Here is a 21,924-nt window from a genome sequence, read left to right on the forward strand (position 1 = left end):
CCCTACGGATGGCCGCGATGTTTATGGATTTGGGTGGGCAAATTGCTGTCGATTTGATTCCTCGTCGAACGGCAGGATGTCCGGCAGCGGCATGCGGTCTTTAACCTTCGGCATAGGCGCAAACGGCAAATGCGGCTCGGATTGGTACCAATAGGCCGTGGACGAGAGATCGTCGCTGCGGTGGTTGTTGTGCCCGTGTTCGATGGTTACTTTGATGCTTTCGTCGAACATGACCGGGTCTTGAATATGGTAACGATACACGGAAATTTTCCCGCTCCAGTTAGGTCCTCCGCCAAGAATGATGCCGTGATACGGCGTGCATACCTCCTGCTGCGGGCACCAGGCCGTATTGAAGTAATCCTCCGTTCCCGTTCCGTGCAGGGAAGGCGGCCACGACTCGCCGTCGATAAAGATCATGTCGTCGCCTTCGCCGTACCAGTTCCACTCCCGGGTCTCCCGCAGGTTGTGGATGTTCAAATTGCAGCCGACGTAATGGCCTTTGCCTTGAACCTCCAAGATGATGTAGTTGCCGTCCCCGGTCGTGTTTTTGCCGCCGAATTCAAATAACGCGTTGTCAATATCCTTGTCGGGAATCCCTTCCGTTGGACATTCGCGATGCCATTTGGCATGAAAGCGCAGTTCATCTGCCGGCAAGCTTTCATACTCTTCGTAATCGACATAAAAATAAAACTTGATCGTCTGCTCTGCTTCACTTTCCACGGTGATCCGCGCTCCGGAAGCAAAAGGCATCGGAAAATAGCTGATGAATGCCTTCCCGTCCTCCGGGCTCATCATCAGGCAGGCGGAGGTATAGTTTCTTGTAATCCCATGGCCGAGGCCAAAGAAATCGCCGATCGGCGCTTCCACGCTAGGTTCGGTTTCGTCGTCCCAATACATGCGCAACACGATTTTGCGCGGCAGGAACGTTTCTTCCACCGGAGCATCGGTCGCCATCGTCATCCAGACATGCTTGATGCAACCCGCACCGGGGATCCTGCAAATTTCGACGTTGTCCCCGGGTTTAATGCTGAAGTAGTCCTTGTTGCCTCCCGAGCGGTCGTAGCTGGACGCACGCTTGCTTTTGCCTTGACGCTTGCGGGAGAGACTTGACAAATTTTGCACGATCTCCATGTTGTGATCCCTGCCTTTATAAGTTTGGTCAGCCGATATCGGCTATGCAAGTTGCTAGATTCTGCTTTTGAGAAAAGCCTCCACTTCCTCGCGGCGGGGCAGCGAAGGAATCGCCCCTCGCCGGGTGACGGTCAATGCGCCTACCGCGTTAGCGAACCGCACGGCTTGCGGGACCGAAGCACCGCGCAGCAACTCTACAGCCAGGGCTCCGTTAAACGAGTCGCCGGCCGCCACCGTATCGACCGGCTTCACCGGGAAGCCTTCCACGCTCGTAAAGCCATCGCGGCCGGCGATCAACGCGCCTTTTTCCGCGAGCGTCACGATGACATAGCTTACTCCGCGATCCAACAGCATTTGCGCGCCTCGCCGGACGTTCTCGAGCGAATCGGCAGGTATGCCTGTCAGTAAACTCAGTTCGCTTTCGTTCGGCGTCAAATACGTAACCTTGCGCAACAGCTCATCACTCAGCGTCCGCGCCGGGGCTGGGTTCAGGATGCAAGGCACGCCATACTTCCGGGCCAGCTCCGCGGCTTGCTCGATGACGGAAATATCCATTTCCAGCTGCATTACGAGCATTTGCGCATTTCGAATGAGCGGCTCCAGCCCCCGAGTCTCCTCCAGCGTAAACTGAAGGTTGGCTCCTGGGACGACGATAATGCGATTTTGTCCGTTGCCGTCCAGAACGATCGAACCGACGCCGGTTGGCGCATGCGCATCGGTCAAGATATGACCGATATCGATCCCCTCTCGCTCCAGCACCGTTCTCATCTCTTCGCCGAACGGGTCGTTGCCGAGCTTGCCCGCCATCGCCACTGAGGCGCCGAGCCGGGCGGCCGCGACCGCCTGGTTGGCTCCTTTACCTCCCGGGAACCGATCGAAGCTGTTGCCGATAATCGTTTCCCCGCTTTCCGGAGCCCGGTTGGCCCCGATGACGAGATCCATCATGAAGCTGCCGATCACCATAATGCCCATGCTTGCGCTCCTCCTTACGAATGGACGTCCGAACCTGTGTTTTTCCGGGACAGTTGGTCACCCAGGCTACCTCCGGGGTGAAACAGATGGAAACTTTCCTGAGTGAAGCCTTTCACTTTGCATAATGTAACGACCAAGGCGTCGCCGACGGCCAGTTGCAGGAGGGCGCTCGTGGTCGGCGCCAGTCCGAGATGATCGGCTTCCCGCTCGTAGTTGTAGGACAAAACGGCGTTACAACGACGGCCTAGCGTGGAATTATGGTTTTTGGTGATCGCGATGCAAGGCGAGCCGATTTTTTCGATGATTCCGAGTACGTTCAACACCTCGGCCGTTTCGCCGCTATTGGACAGCAGGATCACCACATCTTTCTTTTCGATCATCCCGCTGTCGCCGTGTACCGCTTCGGCGGAATGGACGAAAAATGCTGGCGTGCCCGTACTGGATAAGGAAGCCGCGATTTTTTTGCCGATATGGCCCGACTTGCCGATCCCTGTGACGACGACCTTGCCCGTGCAGTCTTTCAGCATTTCGACGGCCTTCACATATTCTTCGTTGACGTTTTGGCTGGTCAGATAAAGCGCGTGGGCTTCGTTCTCCAGCGCCTCCCGCACCCATTGATCGATCATAGTATCTTTGCTCCTTTCAACTAACAGAATCGAAAACCTTCTCTTGCCGGTTATGGAAGGTCCCTCCCCGTAATCCGGTGCTTTGCAGCATTATCCCGTTTGTTCAGGCCTCGAAGCCGTGAATAGCACAACCCCGGGAACGAAACGATCGGGCGGAGAATCTTATTCCCTCGTGTTCCCTCGCCCCGCTTCATCTCCCTTACCCAAAGGGATAATCGTGCAAAGGAACTTACAGAAATTAGCATGGTCTCTTTAATCAAGGTTCAAAAAGCCGGGTTATCAGCACTGTCTTACTTAATGCCGGTCATTTTGATGCCTTCGACAAGATAGCGCTGCGCCATAAAGAACAACAGCAGCGTCGGCAACGCGGCGATCACCGCGGCGGCCAGCACCACGTTCCACGGCGTGTAATACCCGCCGCCGACGAGGTTGGCAAGCTGTTGCTGCACCACCCACAGCGATTCGCGCTGCGTGATGATCAGCGGCCACAAATACGCGTTCCAGTTGGCGACGAAGAACCCAATCGTCAGCGGGATAATGATCGAACGCGACAGCGGCAGCGCGATCCGGAAAAACGTTCCGGCCACCGACAAGCCTTCGATATAAGCCGCTTCCTCCAGTTCTTTCGGAAAATCGCGGTAAAACTGCCGGAACAGGAAAATCCCGTAGGCATTAAAAATCGACGGTATGATCAGTCCGGCATAAGAGTCCAGCATGCCGAAGCTCTTCGTAATCAGGTAGAGCGGGATCGTAATCACCGCAAATGGCACCATCAGCGTGCTTAACATCCAGGCGAAAATATACTTCCGCCCGGGAAAACGCAAGCGGGCTAAAGCATATCCCGACATCGCGTGAAACAGCATGGCGACGACGGTGACGGTGATGCTGACGACCAGCGAGTTGCCGATCGAACGCAGCAGATGCGTCGTTTGGATCGCTTCGGTAAAATTGCTCCACGCCAGTTCCATGGGAACCCACGTCACGTCGAGCACGTTCTCCTCCGACCGCAAGGAGCTGATCACGAGCAGGTAAATCGGAAACACCATCACCAGTCCCAACAGGACGGCAATCACATTCTGCGGCATTCGCTTCCATGTTCTCACTTGGGTCACCTCCTTAATCTTTGGCGGAAAACAGCTTCATTTGGACGAGGGACAAACAAAAGATAAGCAGGAACAGGACGAATGCCAGCGCCGACGAGTATCCCATGTTCAATAGCTGGAAGCCTTGCTTGAAAATATAGACGACGCTCACCTCCGTGCTGCTCGCCGGCCCGCCTTTGGTCATGACCATGATTTGGTCGAAGACCTGGAAAGAGCCGATCGTCGTCACGATGAGGATAAACGTATTGGTTTCTTTGAGCAGCGGAAACGTAATCCTCCGGAAAATCTGCCAGCGCGAAGCCCCGTCGATCGTGGCGGCTTCGTAATAATCCCTGGGGATTTCCTTAATCGCCGACAGGAAAATAATCATGTTATAACCGACGTTGATCCACAGCAGGATCGCAACAATGCTGTACAGCGCCTGCCCAGGAGAGCCGAGGAATTGCTGCGGCTGACCGCCAAATAACTTGATCACCTCATTAACGATACCGTTGCGCGGATCGAGCATGTACATGCCAATGATCGCGGAAATGACCGAAGTAATGGCATAAGGAATCAAAAACAACGTCCGAGCCGTCGAGACGGTTTTGCCTCTGAGCGCGTTCAGCATCACCGCCGAACCAAGCGATAGACAAAACAGCAGCGGAACGTAGACGACGGTAAACTGCAGTGTTTTTCCGACGGAGTGCCACCAGTCCGCATCCTTGGACAAGCTGACGTAGTTATCAAAGCCGATGAACTTCATCGGGTTCAACGCGTCCCAATCATGCAAGCTGACGTAGAACGCGTAAACGATCGGTAAAAAGACGAAGATGAACAAGCCCAACAGATCGGGCAACAAAAAACAGTAGGCCGTGATTCTTTCCTGCCATAATCTAGTACGCCATTTGCGCGGAATCACTTCAACCCCTCCTCCAAAGAAGATTCGGGGGAGGCGAGCAACCGGTAAGCAACACCCGCCCAGCCCCCAATCCGACATATGCCTAGTTTCTTTATTTCATTGCTTCGTTGATTTTGGCGTCGGCGTCTTTGGCGGCTTCCGCCCCTGTTTTGTTGCCGAACATGACTTGCGTCATCGCATCGCCGATCGCTTCGACGACGTCCGGGTTATACACCGGCTCCGGAATGGCCGATTCATAAATTTCGTTCGTGTACACTTGGCGCAAGCCTTTGTTGTAGATTTCCTTACCGGCTTCCACTACCGATTGGCGGGCAGGGTAAGCGAACTTCGTTTCCGTCGCCCATTTCAGCGGACGGGACGTGTCGGCGTCGGCAAAGGCCCACATGACGAACTTAGCGGCTTCCTCCAAGTTTTTGCTCTTAGCGTTCACGGCGAATTTCCAGCCTCCAGCCGTCGTTACTGATTTGCCCCCGTCAGGAATCGGCAATGGAGCGAGCTTGATCGGAACATCGCCATAGACATCCTCGATCCGGCTGACTGCCCAGGTTCCGCAAATTTGCATGGCTGCCGTCAGCTTGCCCAAATTATCGATCTCCCAAGGGCCGTACTGCAGCTTGGAAGGCGATAGTTTCTCCTGGAAGAACGTGCCCCAGAAATCGAGCGCTTTCGCCGTCTCCGGCGAATTGAACGCCGACGTCTTCCCGTCGTCCGCCAGCACCTTGCCTCCAGCTTGCCATAGAAACGGATAGAAGTTGAAGTTGAAGTAGGCGCCCTTGTCCGGAGGCAGCACGAGACCGGCCACTTTGTCCGTCGTCAGCTTACGGGCGGCTTCCAGCAGCTCATCCCACGTTTTGGGCACTTCGACGCCGGCTTGCTTCAGCATGTCTTCGTTGTAGTAAAGGCCCAGAAGCTCCATCTCGTAAGGCAAAGCCAAAATTTTGCCGTCCACCGTTACCGCATCCAGCGCGGAAGGAAGGAAGTCCTCTTTGATCCCTTCCGGGAAGTACGGCGACAAATCGGCCAGATACCCGGAATTGGAGAATTTCATGAAGTCGCCGGGGCTGATCATGTAAATGTCGGGACCATTGCCGCCGGAAAAGGCGATCGGCAGTTTCGTCGAGGTATAATCAGCTTGATTGTAGGTGGAGTATTCGATTTCCACGTTCGATTGTGAAGCGTTGTACGCTTTGACGAGATCTTGAAAATACTTCTGCTCGGCTTCGGTGTGCATATCCCAGAATTGCAGCTTGACCTTTTCCTTCGTCCCTCCGCCATTTGCGGCTGGAGCTCCGTTCGAACCGGCATTTTCCGCCTGATTGTTCGATCCGCCCGAGCCGCAGCCGGCCAGGAGAAGGAGTAAAAGCGCCATGAGAGCGGGCAAAACGATCTTCCAACGAGTCTTCTTCATCTCTTATGAATCCCCTTTCATTTGTGGTCGACTTCAGTATAGTCGCCGGGGATTCATGCTCGTAACGGGAAATAATTTCGGAGGGTGGATTATTTTTCGCTGTCCGTCAGGTAGTCGGTAATTTGCCGATAGGTGCTGGCAGCAAGATCATCGGGCAGCGCTCCACCGTACAGCAGACGCTGGAGCGAATCCGTGAAAATGCCGCTGATTTCCGCTGGATACTGTGGCTCCTGCCGCTCCGTACCGTAAATCTGCTCCGTGAACACCTGGCGCAAGCCTTTTTGGTACAATTCACCGCCCGCTTCCATAACCGATTTGCGTGGGGAATAGGCAAACTTGACCTCACTGACCCACTTCAGCGGAAGTTCCGGTTCGCCGGCAAACGCCCACATCACGAATTTCTTGGCCTCGTCCGCGTTTTTGCTGAAATGGTTCACGCCAATCTTCCACCCTCCGGCGATCGTGACCGGCTGTCCGCCGTCAGGCACGGGAAGCGGAACGACGCCGATCGGTTTGTCGGCGTAAATCGTCTCCAGCATGCGGATATTCCAGGTGCCGCTGACCTGCATCGCCGTTTCGCCGCTGGCTAGGATGCCGATGTCCGTCGTTGGGCGGGACGGGTGCATATTCAGCAGTCCCCGATCCGCCATGTCGCGGAAGAACCGGAACATCTTGTCGGCGCCGGGAGCATCCAATCCCGAGGTCCGACCGTCTTCCGACACCAAATCCGCCCCGGTCTGCCACAAAAAAGGGAGCCAGGCGAAATTTTGATACACGCTTTGGAACGTCTCCATCGTCAGCCCGCTGACGCCCGGCGACTTCAACGCCTGAGCCGCTGCTTCCAATTCCGCCCAAGTCGCCGGCGGTCGAATCCCTTTCTCGCGGAACATCGCTTCGTTGTAGTACAAGCCCAGCAGCTCCGTTTCGAACGGCACCGCGTAAATTTGCCCGCCCAGCGTTACCGATTCCAGCGCCGCATCGTTGAAATCCTGCCGGATCTCCGGCGAGAATTCCGCGGTAAGCGGCTCCAGAATCCCAGCATTCTCGAACCGCCGGATCGTTCCCGGGGATACGAAAAACACGTCCGGCCCATGCCCCGAAGCAAACGAAGCCAGCAGCTTGCTATCAGTAAAGTAGTCGTCGCTCGAGATGAAATCGACCTGGATTTCCACGTTTGGATGCTCTCGCGTATATTGCTCGCCCAGCCATTTCCAGAACTCGAACTCTTGGCCGGTATGAAAGCTCAGCAGATGCAGGACGATCCGGTCCGGATCGGCCTGCGTGACTTCCGGATGATCCAGCAAAATATCAAGGTCCCCGCGTTCCGCCGCAGGCTGCGGCGACGTCCGGCAAGCGGTAAGCAGCAGCGTTACGGCCATGATCGGCAGCAGCCAACGCCAAATCACCCTACTTTTCATCGTCCTCGTCCTTCCGGTAGAAAAATTGCCGATACTCTCCCGGCGTCACACCCTCCGTTTTTTTGAACAGCCGCGAGAAGTATTTCACGTCCTGATACCCGACCATTTCCGAAATGTTATACAGCTTCAGATCAGGGTCCATCATCAGGTTTTTCGCCTTATCCATCCGAAACTGGGTCAAATACTCGATTAACGACATCCCCATCTCCTGCTTGAAAAAGGAGCTGAAATAACTGCTGCTCATGCCTGCCTTGCCGGCCACGTCGTTCAGCGAAATATCCTGCATGTAGTGGCGATGGATAAAGCCGACCACCGTTTCCAGCGTCCGGTTGTGCTTCTGCTGCTTTTTCCATTCCGCCTTGTCGATCGCAGCCGCCGTCAGCTCATCGACGAACCGGATGAACTCGTCGGCGGAGAAATTCACCTGAAACCATTCGTAAGGCTTAAGCTCATCTTGGAAGACCAGCGCGGTGATTCTCTGCTCGTGCACATAGCGAACGACGGAGGATAACAACTGAAGGCAATACCCGTGAAAGACCGGGTAAACGACGTTTTGCTCCAGTACCGTGCCGACGAAGCGGCGCAGCGTTTCCCGCGCCCGCGCGCCGTCTCCTTCGCGAAGCGCTAACACGAGCGCCTCGTCCAGTTCGCTCGGATAGCCGGGGGCGTTCCCGTTTCCTTCCGTGTTCGCCAATTCCCCATGCTCATGCACGAGACCGCTCCCGTAAATCCAACGGTTCAACAACGCTTCGCGCGCTTCAGCAAAGGCGTGGGGCAGCTCGGCGAATTCGCCCGCGCGGCCGCTGATCCCCACCGAAATGGAGATCCGCACCCAACGGCGAACCTCATAAATCATCGATTCATAAACGTCCCTTGGACAAGGCCCGCCGAGCAGCAGAAAATAGATTTGCGACGCGCTCGCAAACAAAAACCGGCTGCCCAGACCCTCCCGGTTTTGCAGAATTTCGTACGCGACATTCCGTACGGCAAACACCACCAGCTGACGGTCTCCCCATTGGTCTTCGGTCACCAGCTCGTCGAAATCCTCAATATCGATCGCGATGACGCAATAATTCTTGACGCCTTCGGGTAGTTGGCCGCGCAGCCGGTCCAGATGGTCGGCGGAGTCCTCGATGCCTAGCAGCCAATCCTTCCACAACTTGGCGTAGTGGAAGTCGGCGGAAATCGCCGAAGCGCCGGTTACTGGCTTGCTGATTTCTTTTTTCAAACGACCGAGCAGATCACGAACTTCATCCGGTTTCAGCGGCTTGAGCAAATAGTCGAATGCCCCGAACCGGATGGCGGTTTTGGCGTATTCGAAGTAACCGTACCCCGACAAAATGACGACCTGAACCGGATATTCCCGCAGCACGTTCAGCAAGTCCAAACCATTCATGTTCGGCATACGGATATCAGTAATCACGAGATCGGGCATATCCCTGCGCACGAGCTCCAGCGCTTCGTTTCCGTTCTTGGCTTGGCCCACGACCGTCCATTCGGCGTCCAGGGCGGGAATCAGCTTGGTGAGTCCGCTGCGGACCTTCGGCTCATCGTCGACGATCAATGCTTTATACATGTCATATCCCCCTGTTTGATTGATCTAGGTTTCGCCTTATCAAGCGATTGCCGGAATGACGATCGTAATCGTCGTTCCTTGCCCGTAAACGGAGTTGACCTGAACGCCGAACTCCGGCCCGTATTCCAGCTTCAGACGGTCGTTCAGGTTATACATCCCGATGCCGTGCACCAACCGGTCGCGAATCATTTGCAGCTTTTCCTCGGAAATCCCGATGCCGTTATCCTGGATGCGGATCAAGATGGCCCGGCCGTCCTCTTGCAGCGCCATCGACACATCAATGCGCCCGCCCGATTCCATCTCCTCCATCCCGTGTAAAATGGAGTTTTCCAGGTAGGGCTGTAGCAGCAGGCGTGGCACTTTATAGCCGTAAATGGACGGATCGACGTCAAACCCGATTTCGAACCGTTCCTCAAACCGCATCTCTTGCAAATAGGCGTAATTCCTTGCCCATTTCAGTTCCTCTTCGATCGTGACCAGCGGAGCGCCCGGCCGGATCGCGTAACGCATGATATCGCTCAGCGACGTAATCATGCCGCTGATCTCCGGCTGTTCCTTTTCGATCGCGATCCAGTTCATCGCGTCCAGCGTGTTGTAGACGAAGTGGGGATTGATCTGCGCTTGCAGCGCTTTGACCTCCGCTTCTTTTTCCTGTTCGGAGATGACCTTCACTTCGTGGATCAAGTCGTTGATCCGGCTGCTCATGCTGTTGAAAGAGCTTTGCAGCAACCCGATTTCGTCCTCCGACTGCGCCTGTAGTCGATATTCGAAATTGTCTTTCTGGATCCGTTTCATCGCCACCGCCATCTGGCGGATCGGTTTGGTGATGTAGTGGGTCGTCAGCCAGGCCAGCAGCACGAATAACAACGCGAAGACGCATAACGTAACGATAAAAAAACGCTTCAGCGAACCTGATTCTTGCCCAACGTCCGACTGTGGGATTAACGAAAAATAGTACCAGCCATTGTAGTCGGAGCGCTCCATGCCGATGCGGTAAGGCTTCCCGTTCAAGTCCTGCCGGGATAACGCGTCCCCGCTTGCGACCATCTCCTTGAAAAAGGCCTGATCCGCAAGCTTTAGCCGGTAGGCCTCGTCGTTGCCGTGCCATACGATGTTCCCGTCGCCGTCCGCGATCAAAATGACGCCCTGCGGACTCACGCTGACGCCTTTCACGATGCGATCCAGCGCGGAAATTTTGACGTTCATCATCAGCACGCCGATATTTTGCAAGGAATCCGTCACGTCTTTTACCAGCATGCCTGCCGGGATGTAGTAGGTCGAGTAGTTGAAATAGTTATTCGCGGGCATTTCGTACGTCGGCAGCCACGTAATTTGCCCCGCCCTCGCCTCGACAGCCCCCGTCCATTCGGGATGCCGCTCCAGGATCGGCCGGAACACGCCGGAGCCCTTGATGTCGGCAAAATACATCGCCCCATTCCTCGCGAGCAGGTAAATCGAGTCGATGTCCTCCTTGCCGCGCAGCGAATCGCGCAGAAACCGATTGACCTTGTCTTCGGCGTTCGGCTGGACCCCTTTCGAATTTCGGCCGTCCATCCGGCTAAGCTGCTCGATGAGCGGCCCGTTGTCGTAAATCGCGAGCATGCGGTTTTCAATCTCCGACAGCAGCTGGTCAACGTTGCTCCGGACCAGATGAAGCGACTGCAGCGCTTCGCGGTCGGCCCGCTCGGCAGCGAAATTGCTGGAGCTCCGGTAGAAAATAAATCCGGCAAACACCAGCGGCGTCAAAATAAACAGCACAAGCATCAGCATCAGCTTGTTCCGGAGTTTGGCGTTTTTGAGCCTAGTCCACATCAGGGCGTTTCTCCTCCAGTCATAAAGCGCTTACATGATGGGAAATTCCAAATTGTGGGATCGATTGCAGATCTCTAACCAAAGTATACGACCCCGTTTCCGTTTCGGCAAAAGAAATCGGATTCATCCCTGAAATTCCCGGTTTCAGCCGCCCCATTCCAGCCTCAAATGTCCAATTCCGGATGATGCGCTTTGATTCGCAAGTAACTTTCCGCCGCTGCCCCGTTGCCCCAATCGAAAATCGTAAACTCGCCCATCCCGACTCCCTGCTCGTTCACCTCCCCTCCATGCCCGTAGTTTTCCATCATAAAACCGTAATCCCGTTCCCCGAAAAAAGGAAACGCTTCCTCCCATTGCGCTTTCGTCTTCGGATTTTCCGGGCAATACATCATGACGAAGGAGGCCTTAAGCGCGGCCAGCCCGCGTTCGAGATATTCGGTTCTGCCCAGCTCGCGGCCATACTCCAGAATCAGCTCGGCGAACAGGCTTTGCCGGGAATCGTTCCATTCGCCGTCGGCGTTCATGACCCCGAATCCTCCCAATACATCGACATGCAGGTACGGGGGCTGCCAAGAGGCTTGCGTCATCAGCATTTCGTCCAGACATCGCTCCCCTGTCGCTAAATAATGCGGTTCCCCGGTACGTCGGAAGCATTCGAGAAACGCCTCCGCCGCCCAAAACATCGATAAATTGCACTGCTTATACATATTGTTGCGCGCATACTTCCGGCCGACATGATCCTTGCCGCCAAACCCCGAGCAGGACCAGTACGTTTCGAAATCTTCCCAGCGCCCCTCGGGCACCACCTGCTCCGCGACCGTCTTCGCTGCCTGCAGCGCGGCTTGAGTATAGCGGGCCTGGCCGGTCATTTCGCCAAGCTGGAGCAAAAACGTGACGGTAACCGCCGTTTCCGGCGAATCACGCAACGCTTCGAGCGGTTCCAGGGTATGCCAATCCAGCCAAGCGGGAAAAAAACCAAGCGCATCCTGAAGCGCGATCAACGCGTCCCCGTAACGAACGGCATAGGCCAACAACCGCGGGTCCCGCTCCAGCTCCCCGTACCACCGGAGCATCCATAGCGCCGTCCAGCTCATATCAGCGATATGATAAGGCGCCTCTTTGATCCGTCTGTCCGACAGCGGATTGCGGTCGGAATTTCCCCAATACGCAGTGTCCCAACCTTTGGAGCGGCGGACAAGCGCGCCTCCGAGTTGGACCTGCTCCATCTCCGTGGCGATCACCGACGGAAAAAAACCACCGCGCTGCGGGGCGGACAACGCCAGCTCCTTCGTCAATCTGGCCCGCCGGATCAGGTCCGAGTCATTCTGTTCCCGGCCATAACGGAACACGCCCGCTGCTGAGCGAAGCGAACTGAACCACGCCTGATTCCAGATGGAGCGGGTTTCCCGTTCGCTTGCCGGTCCGGGGAAGTTCGGGCTTTGCGTAACGTTGACGATGAACGCCGGGGCCCCTACCCGGGTCCCGTTCAGCTCGAACTCCTGCCACACCTGCCGTTCCCAATGCTCGAACGCCCAACAGTACGCGTGACACACGAACGATTCCAGCGGCGCGGTTAAGGGAGCCCCAGTCCGGTAAAGCGGCGCCCCCCACCGCTCCCAAAGGAACCGCAAGACCGTTCGCCACGGGTTGGTCAGCGCCTCCGGCGCATCGCTGACCATCAGGTAAAAGCCAACCTTCACGCTGCCTGCGGCGTAACTAGCTCCGGGCTTTCTTTCGTAAAGCACGTGTTCCTTTACCCGGCTTTCGCCCATGCCCAGCACAAGCTCGTTTCGGGAAGCGTCATTATCCATGTACCAGCGGACCTGCGTCCCTTCTCCCAGCACGTCGAGGTCGGGAATCAGCGCCAGCATCCGCCGGTTATCCCGGACGATCAACGCCGGAGAGCGGAAGCTGTGCTGATCGATCACATGGCAGTCGGTCGGGGTCAAATGGGGCGCCCAATGGAAAGAGGGGGCAAAGGCCGGTATGACCTTTACCCTCCAATCATCCTGCCGGACCGGACGATCCAGGCGAAACGTCAGCCCAAATCGGTACACGCCGGGTTCCGGCTCGCTGCCATTTACCTCCGGCTCCTTACCCCCGATGAAATCGTACGCGATTGACGCTACGAATTCCGACAGGTCCGGGCCGAGCGAGATGTTGCCTAGCATGTCATTCCCTCCTTGGATTCGCTTAAATGACTTCCAGCCCGTCGTTATCCGGTAGCTGCGGATAATCCGCATGTGGCTCCGATTGATACCAATAGCTAACGGAGGCGATGTCGTCCTGCAGCGGTAAATACCGGCCGCCGGAACGCCAACCGAGCGCCTGAATCGTGACGCGCAGATCGCTTTCGAACCGGATCGGGTCCATCACGTGCCAGCGATACATGCCGAAGCGCTGCTGGCTCCGGTACAAGCCGTCCGGCTTAATGATCTGATGGAGACCTAAGTAAGCCGTAGAAAAGGAGGCGTATTCTCCTTTCGGCTGCTCGAAATTCCATGCACCGCCGAAGTAATCTTCCGTGCCCGTGCCGCAAATGGTCGGATACTCCTGATCCCCGTCCATGTAGAACTTGATCTCCCCTTCGCCCCACCAACCGTTGTTGTTCACCTGCCAAGCCAGATAAGTGCCCACGTAGTGGCCTTTTCCGCGGACGCCGTCCAACAGCACGTGCACGTCCTTATAGCGAAGCGGATTACTTCTACTCCATTGGGCATGGAAATAAGCGGCATCGTCCGGGACCTCAGTCAAGGTGTAATCGATTTGATAATACAAGACGACCGACGACCCCATCCGGTTTTCGACCGTGATTTTGGCTTTTTGTCGGAACGGCATCACCCAATAGCTGTTCATCCCGCCGGCTGGGTTCACCGCTACCGGCAGCGAGTTGACGTTGCTGCGCTCGCACCAGCCGTTGCAGAAGAAATCGCCCAGTGGCGTTTCCACGCTCGGCTCGCTCTCGCCGTCCCAGTACATCCGTAAAATCAGATGTCGCCAGCTGTCCGGGAAGCAGGTCAGCCAAATATGCTGAATCGCTCCCGGCCCGTCGATGTCCGCTACCGTAAAGGTCTGCCCCGGCGCGATGTTCACCGACGGCGATATTTTCCAGCCCTGGCCGAGGTCGCGGGCGCATTCCGCCCCCGTGCCTTCGGTGGCCATGCCGCCTTGGCCTTTGGCGCCGGTAAAATTCTCCGCGCTGATCGAGCGCGTCTTCGCCGGCGACATCCGGTACAAGTTGCCTAATCCTAGATCTAGTCCGTTAAATGGGTTCATGGTCATCTCTCTCCTTGATAAATATTGTTCATTCGAAAAATAGCGGAACATTATGGTCTTATTTTCCTAACTTAAGCCTGATTATCATCAATAGGGGAACTTTTGGGCCTTATTTTTCAATGAATCGTGCAAAATGCAGGGATTTGACAAGAATAGCGCCATATACTTCCTTTATTTCACTTGAAATGAAGAAGATCGCCGAAATAGCGCCATTTTCTTCCGTTATAGGCTCACGTGAGTCTTTCACCCGGCTATCTTAAGCTGCTATCCCAAACTTTTTACTTGCCGCATACTCATGTTCATCCAGGTACACTCCACTGGCAAGCTAACGGAAGCCAGAGGCGCTATTCACTGCTTTGGGGGCAGCTTCCGATTCTAACGGAACTAGGAGACCTTATTCCGGCCAAAAGCGGCTAATGGGGCACCGTAAGGGTCCAATAAGGTCTCTGGATTCCGTTACAGCGGGAAATAGCCGGGAAATACGAAAATAAGGTCACTACGTTCCGTTACATTCGTTGCGACCGCCGCGATCCGATGTGATCCGATGTGATCCGATCCGATACGATCCGATACGATACGATGAGATCCGTTGCGACCGTTACGAACTGCTGCGTTCCGTCGCGCCACGGAAGTCTTGGCTACGTAAGCTTCACGGGATGCATCAACGCTTCCAACAAAACGACGCTACGCGGCGGGATCGTCAACTTGAGCTCCCGCGCAATCGCCTGGACGGTTTCGGATTTCCGATGCTCCGGTCCCGGCGAATACACATGGCAACGCATCTCCGTGACAAGTTCGGACACGGGAAGATCGCCCGGGCATACCGCCACCTCCCGAACTTCCTCGCCTATATTGGCGAAGAATAACCCGACGCTTTCGTCGCGGTATTTCCATCCCGCATGAACGATCCTCTCCACGCTTAAGCTCCCCGCATCGTTATACTCCGGGGAACCGATCCCGTGGTTGTAGTGGAACCAATCCAACGTCACCCGGCCGGAATCTAGGGGAAGCGGCGGCAGCATTTCGCCGTAAGCGAGATACTTATTGCCCGCGCCGGTTCGCAAAGCCGCAAATAAGCCCAGGTAGCCGGCGCGCTCCTCCGCAAAAGCATACCCCCGCGGCTCGAATACAGCGTAATGCTCGTCGCTCCCGTTCTCCACGCCGTCCAGTTCTTCCATCGGGCTGTATTCGTAATTAAGCTCGTACAGCCCACCCCACAAATACGTTCGCGCCACCGTGAAATAAAACAGGTCGCCGATTTCCGCCGTCAGCTTGCCCCAGCCGTCCAGCCTGACGGGACCGTACTCGTGGTACACGTAGGCAAACAGCGGAACCAGCTCCGCGTCCCCCGATTTCAGCAGGTCCCGGAACGGGTAACCCTCCAATGGAGCGGCCGGTTGACCGCCGGCGCGGGCCTGGTAGAAGTCGAGCACATCCAGAACCGTCTCGTTCATCATCTCCGTGCCCATCGGCACATATCGTCCTGCCACTTGCCCCATCGCCGCTTTCGTCTCCGCATAATTGGTCCGGTAAGCCTCGTTAATCGCTTTGCCCCCGCCGACCGGGTGCCCGTGACTTTCGTCAAGGCACGTCTTCAGGATGTTGTTCGCCGAAATGTCGTAGTAAATCGCATCCACGTCCGCTTCCCGTTGAAGCGCTTCGTCCCGGCGCCGATGAAACTCTCGGGTAAAGGGGGCTGCCGGACAGAGGAAAGGGAACCGGTAAGCATCGATGCTCTTTTTGTCCTCCGGAAAACGTTGGGCGGCCGCTCTGGCTCGTTCCCCGTCCGCCCCGCCGAAATTGAACAGATAATCGAATTCGAACGGAGCAAACCGATCGCCTTGCTCGCGGATACAAGCGATGTTGTCCGGGTTGAAGTGGGTCGGGAACCAGTCGTCATAGCCGCCGGGCACGCCCCGACCGAACGTCTGCGGCGCATTGCTCCAATCCGGACCGAGGATATGGAATAGCGGCGTCCCAATCCGCTCGCGGTACTTGCGCAGCCACTTCGTCCGGTCGTAGCCGGCATTGATGCCGAACGTGGCCGCGCCCGCCTCCTCGTACAACCAACGGAACAACTCCATTTCGCCGCGGTCCCGCCGCTCCGCCAAAGTTCCTCTCGCGCACCACGGCTGCTGAACTGCCCAAGCCTTATAGAGACCGGCGGCTTCAGGCCAACCCCGGCCGCGTAGCAGCCGCATCTCCATCGCGTAAGGAACCTCGATACCTTTGCCGGCTCCGATATCCTCGCAGGCGTGAATGAAGGACGCTTCCAGCCGGCCGCAATCGTTCTTGTAGAAGTTGAGCCACTTGGCATAACCCTCCGGATCCAGCGCCGCAAAATACAAACCGCCGCGTCCCTTGCCATAATAGGCAAAAAACTGCATCGCCGCGCCGGAGAAGCTCTCCGGATAAGGCATGTAGCGGAAGCCCATTCCATCCTGCCGGAAATGCTTCAGCGGATTTCGGACCTGAAATCCCGTGGCAAAGCTGTGGACGACAACGTCGTCCTCGCCACTGTCCGTGATCGCCCGGAGACCCGAAAGGATCGGATACTCCAAGCTGATGACGGGCGGTCCATCCGCGTCATTATCCACCCCGCAGCGAAATTCCAACTGATCCGCATCCTCCCGCAACCGGATCGTTCCGGTAACCACCGGCCCTGCCTCGCTTTGCCAGCGGAGCAGGCACTCCCGATATCCCTCACCTTGCCGGACTTCGTAAGTAAATCCGCGAAACCCGCCCGAAGTACCGGCTTCGGTCTCCAGCCGAAAGACGTCGTCCCCGAGGCGTCCCGCTTCGACGTATTCCCGTCCATTTGAAGGATCGCGCAGGGAAACGATCGCGCCGTTCTCCTCTCTGAGTCCCACGTACAGATGGGAGTTTTCCAATTCGATCACTCAAACTTCCTCCTTTCGCCGTCGTTACTTCAACCCGGAAATTTTGATGCCGCGAATAATGTATTTCTGGAAGATCAGGAAGAGCACGATCGTCGGCACGGCCGCCAGGCTCGATCCGGCCATCAGCATCCCCATCTCCGTCCCGCGCTCCGAGCGGAAGGTGGCCAGATACTGCATGATTTGAAACAGGTTGACGTTCGTAACCGTCATCGTCGGCCAAACGAAGGAGTTCCAGTAACCTAGATACGAGCCGATGCCGACGATAACGAACACCGGATACGACATCGGCAAGAAGATATGCGTGAAAATTTTGAAGCGTCCCGCTCCGTCGATCAAAGCCGCTTCCTCCAGCGCCAGCGGAATATTGAGGTAAAACTGGCGAATGAAAAACATGTGTCCGGCAGAAGCAACGCCCGGCAGCACGAGTACCGCCAGCGTATCCAGCATCTGCAGCTTGGTCACGACGATAAACGAAGTCACCAGAATCGCCATGCCGGGGATGAACATCGTCATGATGACGTACACCCATAGCACCCGCTTGAAGCGGAACTCCAGACGGGCGAACACATAAGCGGCAGAGGCGTTAATCGCCAGGCTTAACGCGGCGAATAACACCGCCCCTCCGAACGTAATGATCATCGATTTGAGAAACATGTTGTCCTGCAGTATGGAGATGTAATTGCCGACCAACCACCGCTCCGGGAAAAACCGGAACGGCGTGGACAGCACCTCCGTTTTGGCCTTGAATCCGGCGATCGCCATCCACAGCAAGGGAAACAATGCGATACAGGCGACCAGAATGCCGGCGGCATGCAGGACGATTTTGCCGAACAACGCTTTGTTGTTATTCATCGTCTCTTAGTCCTCCATCCGGGTTGAATTTAACCGTCCACCGCTTTATCCGAATTCAGCACCTTGAAGATGATCGCGGAGATGCTGCCCAGCACGAGGAACAACATCAGCGCCGAAGCGATGGAGTGACCTACGAGTACGTCGTTCCGGAAATGGTTGAAAATGTACAGGTTCGGCGTTTGCGTCTCGTTGAGCGGTCCGCCGCCGGTCATGACGAGTGGCAGCTCGAACTGCTGAACGGCCCCGGTGAAGCCGGTGATCAGCAGGTACAAAATGACGTTTTTCAGCAGCGGCAGCGTTATCCGCAGCATTTTCGTCAGCCCGCCGGCTCCTTCCAGTTCGGCCGCTTCGTAGTAGCTCTCCGGGATGTCAAGCAATCCGGCCAGCATGATCAGCGTCGTAATTCCGAAGCCGAGCCATACGACCGGCACCGCGAGGCTCGCGAGCGCCGTCCGGACGTCGGCAATCCAAGCCAACTTCTCCAGCCCGAACAACCCGAGCAGGTAATTAGCCAAGCCGGCGTCGTAATCGTAGATAAACGCGAAGACGATCGAGGCGATGATGCCGGAGATGATCGTCGGAATGTAGATCGACGTTTTCACGAACCCGGACCAGCGTCTTCCCATGCCTTTGATCACGTGAGCGAACAGGAAGGCCAGCACCAGTTGGGCCGGAACGACCATCAGCGAGAAGCGAAGGCCGATCAGGATCGACTTCGTAAACAGCGGATCGGTCAATACGTTCGCGAAATTGCGGAACCCGACGTAAACCGAATCCTGATAAAAACTCCAATCGTAGAAGCTGACCTGGATGGCATACGCGAACGGGATAATGACGAATACGGTGAGCAGCGCCAGAATCGGCAGCAGCATCGCGTACGCCACTTTGTTCTCATAACGATGCTTGGAGCGATGCATCCTTATTCACCGCCGTTAGCTCTCGGGTTCGTCCCTGCCAGCTTCTGCTTCTCGATGAAATTGTTGATTTCTTTCTCCGCGGTCGCGAGCGCCTTATCGACGTCCTCGCCTTTCATGGCCTTTTCAATCGCAGTGGCAAAGAACATGCTGATGTCCCAAGGATACACCGGCTCCGCTTCGGAATAAGGCACGATTTTCTCGGAAATCAGCTTGCGCCACTCGTCGGTTTTCGCGTCTGGATCCTGGTTCATCGCTTCGTCTACCGATTTGCGCGGCGAGAACTTGGAGAATTGGCTCGTTCTGAAGAAGTCGATCATTATATTCGGATCGCCGGCCAGCAGCCAGCCGATATATTCCGCAGCCGCTTCGGGATGTTTGGACTTACCGTCGACGACCAGCGTCCAGCCGCCCAGTGTAGCGGTCGTTTTGGTCTGATCACCGTCGATCGAAGGCATCGGGGCGACGCCAATATTGTCCAGCATGTTTTTGTATTCGTTGCGGAACAAGCCGATCGACCACGATCCACTGATCTGCATTGCGGTCTTCCCTTGCCCGAACGGCGCCGCATCCGCGTAACCGGCCAATTGCTGCTTCGGCATGATCCCTTCCTGGTACAGCGTCTTGTAGAAGTTCAGCAGCTCCTTGTAGCCGTCGTCCATGACATCCGCTTTGGACCAGTCGTCCGTGATCGGAAGATGCCCGGCTGCGTTATATTGCAGGCCCCAACTCGACCATCCGAGGTCACCGGCGGTTTGGGCCGTCGATAAGCCGTACACGCCGTTTTTGGTGAGTTTCTTTCCATAATCGATCAACTCGGCCCACGTCACCGGCGGCTTAGCCGGATCCAGCCCGGCGGCTTCGAATAAATCTTTCCGGTAATACAACACCGCCGAAGGCTCAACCAGCATCGGATAAGCATAATACTTCCCCTCCACCGTGACGAAACCCTTGACATTGTCGTGCAGGTCATCGATCAAGCTAGGGTCCAGATAGTCGTTCAGCGGCAAGATCTGGCTTTGCTTCGCCGACGGCGCGAGATTGCTGTAGTTCATCGTCATCACGTCGGGCGCCTTGCCGGCCGCTTGCGCCGCTTTCAGCTTTTGCGCCCAGGCGTCTCCCGGCACGATCGTCAGCTTGACTTCGATATCGTCATGTGTCTTGTTGAATTCGTCCGTCCATTTCTTGAACCAGGCATCGGTCGTCTCCTCGAACTTATTAGCCCAAAACTCGATCTTGACCTTCTCCTTCGGAGCCGCGTTATCGCCGGTCGTCGTTTCCTCGGCGGCGTTTCCGCCAGCCGTTTCCGCATTTCCGCCCGAAGCGGCATTCCCGCCGTTCCCCGCACCCCCGCAGCCGGTTACGAGCATGGCTACGATCAGCAGCAATCCCAATGTCCACGACAATCCTTTCAAACGACGCTGTTTCATTTGGTTAACCTCCCTTTTTTATTCGGCAAAACTTCTATTTAAACGCCTTCAGGCGCTTAAACCTTAGCGGAACACCCTTATGGGCTCAATCGCCGGGGCCGGATTCTTCCAGCGTGGCTTTGAACCAGAACACATTATACGGATCCCAAAGCGATAAGGTAAAATAGATCGTCCGCCCGTCGTCCGCAAGAAACCGGTCATTCATGTAAGGCGCGTACAATCCCGGATAATCGGCAGCCGGAACCAAATCAAGCGCGTCACCCCACGGCCCCCAGGGGGTTAAGCCTTCCCGGAGGACGACGCCCTGGCCTTCCTTCAAATAAGTCATCAGCCACCGCTCCACCCCGGGGTTCCAGATCACGGACAGCTCCCCGACGGTGTCGTCCACCACGAGCTTGGCTTGGTCCATGTCCTTGCTCCATCTCGGTTCTCCTTGTTCGCCCTCGCCCGCAAAATATTCGTAGCTGCTGAGGTCCTCGAGGTTTTGTTCCTTGACCCGCATCAGCTTGACGCCGCCGAAACGGCCCGACGGGATCGTCCAGAAATAGATTTCTGCTTCCTCGCCGTCCCCGGTCTTGAACGGGCTCACCTGGATAAACCCGCTGTCTCCCGGCCACTGGAGCCCTTCCACGACCGACCAATGCTCCCCGCCGTCTTCCGATTTAGCCACTCCGGAGTGATTGACATCCCATGTTCCGGGATCCCCCCAATGTTGGACCGACATATAGTAAAGGTACATGGCTTTGTTTGCGGCCAAACCATGCGTAGGGATCACGGTCATCTCGTCGTAATCGAGCTTCTTCGACGGGATCAGTTCTTTGGCCAGCCCGACCTCATCCGTAATCATCCCGTCGAACGTGATCCCGTCGGTCGGATCGGTGTCCGAGCTGTAGGCCATGACGTTGGATCTCCAAAAGCTGCCGCCCCCTCCCGTCATCCCATCCGGCCTTTCGCCAAACGTATCGCCGAAGACGAAGTAGGTTTGATCCCCCATCGTGAACATCGAACCTAAATCGGTTCCGTAAACGGCGTACCGAACCGTAGGGTTCAGCGAATCCTTGCCGGTCAGCTGGGCGATTTGCTGCAGATTGGCAGTGTTCTTTAAAATAAACGTTTCCCCCACGGGCGCCGTCGTCCGAGGGATTCCAGACGGCTCCTTGCCGCAGGAAGCGGTCAATAGGAGCATCGCGGAGAGCAACATCAACGACAAGCTGCGCAACGGTATTCATCCCCTTATCGTCGTCCCCTTAGGGCGCTTGAAAATGGCTTTCTCGCTATTCTGCAATCGATTGCAGATTGTGGAAACATGCTCCTTCGCCTGGGCGAAATCGTTGGCTTCGCTTCCACCACGTTAAGCCCCCTTTCGATTCGGTTTTAACCATGATATATTGAAAGCGATTACATATTTGAATTTTACATGATCCTCCCGCCTAGTTCTATGTTGGGATTTGTGATTTTTTATCCATTCTTGCTATTGTGTCCCAATCAAGATCTCATCTCTAGCAGCGACCCTATCAAATTGCGGAAATTCTATATATGATTAGAAGATCATTTAGTTTCCATGGATGGAGGATTTGTTTCCAATCTTGCTACACAGGAGGAACG

At 55.9% G+C, this 21,924-nt stretch carries 16 protein-coding genes; all 16 read right to left on the bottom strand.

Going from position 1 to position 21,924, the window contains the following annotated elements:
* Nucleotides 1–21 precede the first annotated feature (21 nt).
* The 16 genes from KJS42_RS03055 to KJS42_RS03130 all read right to left on the bottom strand — a co-directional run bounded on the left by KJS42_RS03055 (nt 22) and on the right by KJS42_RS03130 (nt 21,538).
* A complete protein-coding gene (locus tag KJS42_RS03055; protein WP_213621934.1) occupies nt 22–1,131 on the bottom strand; it encodes a glycoside hydrolase family 172 protein in 1,110 nt (369 codons plus the stop codon).
* Nucleotides 1,132–1,185: 54 nt separating this feature from the next.
* Entirely contained in the window at nt 1,186–2,103 is a 918-nt protein-coding gene (gene rbsK / locus KJS42_RS03060) for a ribokinase (RefSeq protein WP_213621935.1), read from the bottom strand.
* Between the two features lie 14 nt (nt 2,104–2,117).
* Nucleotides 2,118–2,729: a KpsF/GutQ family sugar-phosphate isomerase gene (locus KJS42_RS03065; protein ID WP_213621936.1), complete on the bottom strand. Its 612-nt coding sequence runs from the start codon at nt 2,727–2,729 to the stop codon at nt 2,118–2,120.
* Between the two features lie 290 nt (nt 2,730–3,019).
* The gene (locus tag KJS42_RS03070) at nt 3,020–3,832 is read right to left on the bottom strand and encodes a carbohydrate ABC transporter permease (protein WP_213621937.1); all 813 of its coding nucleotides are present in this window, start codon (nt 3,830–3,832) and stop codon (nt 3,020–3,022) included.
* Nucleotides 3,833–3,845: 13 nt separating this feature from the next.
* Entirely contained in the window at nt 3,846–4,733 is an 888-nt protein-coding gene (locus tag KJS42_RS03075) for a carbohydrate ABC transporter permease (protein WP_213621938.1), read from the bottom strand.
* Between the two features lie 91 nt (nt 4,734–4,824).
* On the bottom strand, nt 4,825–6,141 hold the full coding sequence (locus tag KJS42_RS03080) for an ABC transporter substrate-binding protein (RefSeq protein WP_193418426.1): 1,317 nt from the start codon (nt 6,139–6,141) through the stop codon (nt 4,825–4,827).
* An 89-nt stretch (nt 6,142–6,230) separates the two neighbouring features.
* Nucleotides 6,231–7,559, bottom strand: a complete 1,329-nt coding sequence (locus tag KJS42_RS03085; protein WP_213621939.1) for an ABC transporter substrate-binding protein — start codon at nt 7,557–7,559, stop codon at nt 6,231–6,233.
* A complete protein-coding gene (locus KJS42_RS03090; RefSeq protein ID WP_213621940.1) occupies nt 7,549–9,135 on the bottom strand; it encodes a response regulator in 1,587 nt (528 codons plus the stop codon). Before KJS42_RS03090 ends, KJS42_RS03085 begins: the two co-directional genes overlap by 11 nt.
* Before the next feature lie 39 nt (nt 9,136–9,174).
* Nucleotides 9,175–10,947: a cache domain-containing sensor histidine kinase gene (locus KJS42_RS03095; RefSeq protein WP_193418429.1), complete on the bottom strand. Its 1,773-nt coding sequence runs from the start codon at nt 10,945–10,947 to the stop codon at nt 9,175–9,177.
* Nucleotides 10,948–11,111: 164 nt separating this feature from the next.
* On the bottom strand, nt 11,112–13,118 hold the full coding sequence (locus KJS42_RS03100) for a glycoside hydrolase family protein (protein WP_213621941.1): 2,007 nt from the start codon (nt 13,116–13,118) through the stop codon (nt 11,112–11,114).
* A gap of 22 nt (nt 13,119–13,140) precedes the next feature.
* Nucleotides 13,141–14,223: a glycoside hydrolase family 172 protein gene (locus tag KJS42_RS03105; RefSeq protein ID WP_213621942.1), complete on the bottom strand. Its 1,083-nt coding sequence runs from the start codon at nt 14,221–14,223 to the stop codon at nt 13,141–13,143.
* 638 nt (nt 14,224–14,861) lie between these two features.
* A complete protein-coding gene (locus KJS42_RS03110; RefSeq protein ID WP_213621943.1) occupies nt 14,862–17,123 on the bottom strand; it encodes a DUF6259 domain-containing protein in 2,262 nt (753 codons plus the stop codon).
* Between the two features lie 24 nt (nt 17,124–17,147).
* Nucleotides 17,148–17,975 (bottom strand): carbohydrate ABC transporter permease, encoded by an 828-nt coding sequence (locus tag KJS42_RS03115; RefSeq protein ID WP_193418435.1) that lies wholly within the window; start codon nt 17,973–17,975, stop codon nt 17,148–17,150.
* Between the two features lie 29 nt (nt 17,976–18,004).
* Complete coding sequence (locus KJS42_RS03120; RefSeq protein WP_213621944.1) at nt 18,005–18,892, bottom strand: carbohydrate ABC transporter permease; 888 nt, start codon at nt 18,890–18,892, stop codon at nt 18,005–18,007.
* A gap of 2 nt (nt 18,893–18,894) precedes the next feature.
* The gene (locus KJS42_RS03125; RefSeq protein WP_213621945.1) at nt 18,895–20,319 is read right to left on the bottom strand and encodes an ABC transporter substrate-binding protein; all 1,425 of its coding nucleotides are present in this window, start codon (nt 20,317–20,319) and stop codon (nt 18,895–18,897) included.
* Nucleotides 20,320–20,404: 85 nt separating this feature from the next.
* Nucleotides 20,405–21,538 carry a glycoside hydrolase family 183 protein gene (locus tag KJS42_RS03130; protein ID WP_244868361.1) on the bottom strand — a complete coding sequence of 378 codons (1,134 nt, stop codon included), beginning with the start codon at nt 21,536–21,538 and terminating at the stop codon, nt 20,405–20,407.
* Nucleotides 21,539–21,924: the final 386 nt, after the last annotated feature.

Source organism: Paenibacillus sp. J53TS2 (genome assembly GCF_018403305.1).
GTDB classification, from domain to species: domain Bacteria; phylum Bacillota; class Bacilli; order Paenibacillales; family Paenibacillaceae; genus Fontibacillus; species Fontibacillus rhizolycopersici.

Bases quoted from the DNA above. Each gene is read 5' to 3' on its own strand.
- KJS42_RS03105 (WP_213621942.1), bottom strand. From the start codon at position 14,223: ATGAACCCATTTAACGGACTAGATCTAGGATTAGGCAACTTGTACCGG.
- rbsK (WP_213621935.1), bottom strand. From the start codon at position 2,103: ATGGGCATTATGGTGATCGGCAGCTTCATGATGGATCTCGTCATCGGG.
- KJS42_RS03065 (WP_213621936.1), bottom strand. From the start codon at position 2,729: ATGATCGATCAATGGGTGCGGGAGGCGCTGGAGAACGAAGCCCACGCG.
- KJS42_RS03095 (WP_193418429.1), bottom strand. From the start codon at position 10,947: ATGTGGACTAGGCTCAAAAACGCCAAACTCCGGAACAAGCTGATGCTG.
- KJS42_RS03100 (WP_213621941.1), bottom strand. From the start codon at position 13,118: ATGCTAGGCAACATCTCGCTCGGCCCGGACCTGTCGGAATTCGTAGCG.
- KJS42_RS03115 (WP_193418435.1), bottom strand. From the start codon at position 17,975: ATGAATAACAACAAAGCGTTGTTCGGCAAAATCGTCCTGCATGCCGCC.
- KJS42_RS03055 (WP_213621934.1), bottom strand. From the start codon at position 1,131: ATGGAGATCGTGCAAAATTTGTCAAGTCTCTCCCGCAAGCGTCAAGGC.
- KJS42_RS03085 (WP_213621939.1), bottom strand. From the start codon at position 7,559: ATGAAAAGTAGGGTGATTTGGCGTTGGCTGCTGCCGATCATGGCCGTA.
- KJS42_RS03080 (WP_193418426.1), bottom strand. From the start codon at position 6,141: ATGAAGAAGACTCGTTGGAAGATCGTTTTGCCCGCTCTCATGGCGCTT.
- KJS42_RS03125 (WP_213621945.1), bottom strand. From the start codon at position 20,319: ATGAAACAGCGTCGTTTGAAAGGATTGTCGTGGACATTGGGATTGCTG.
- KJS42_RS03120 (WP_213621944.1), bottom strand. From the start codon at position 18,892: ATGCATCGCTCCAAGCATCGTTATGAGAACAAAGTGGCGTACGCGATG.
- KJS42_RS03090 (WP_213621940.1), bottom strand. From the start codon at position 9,135: ATGTATAAAGCATTGATCGTCGACGATGAGCCGAAGGTCCGCAGCGGA.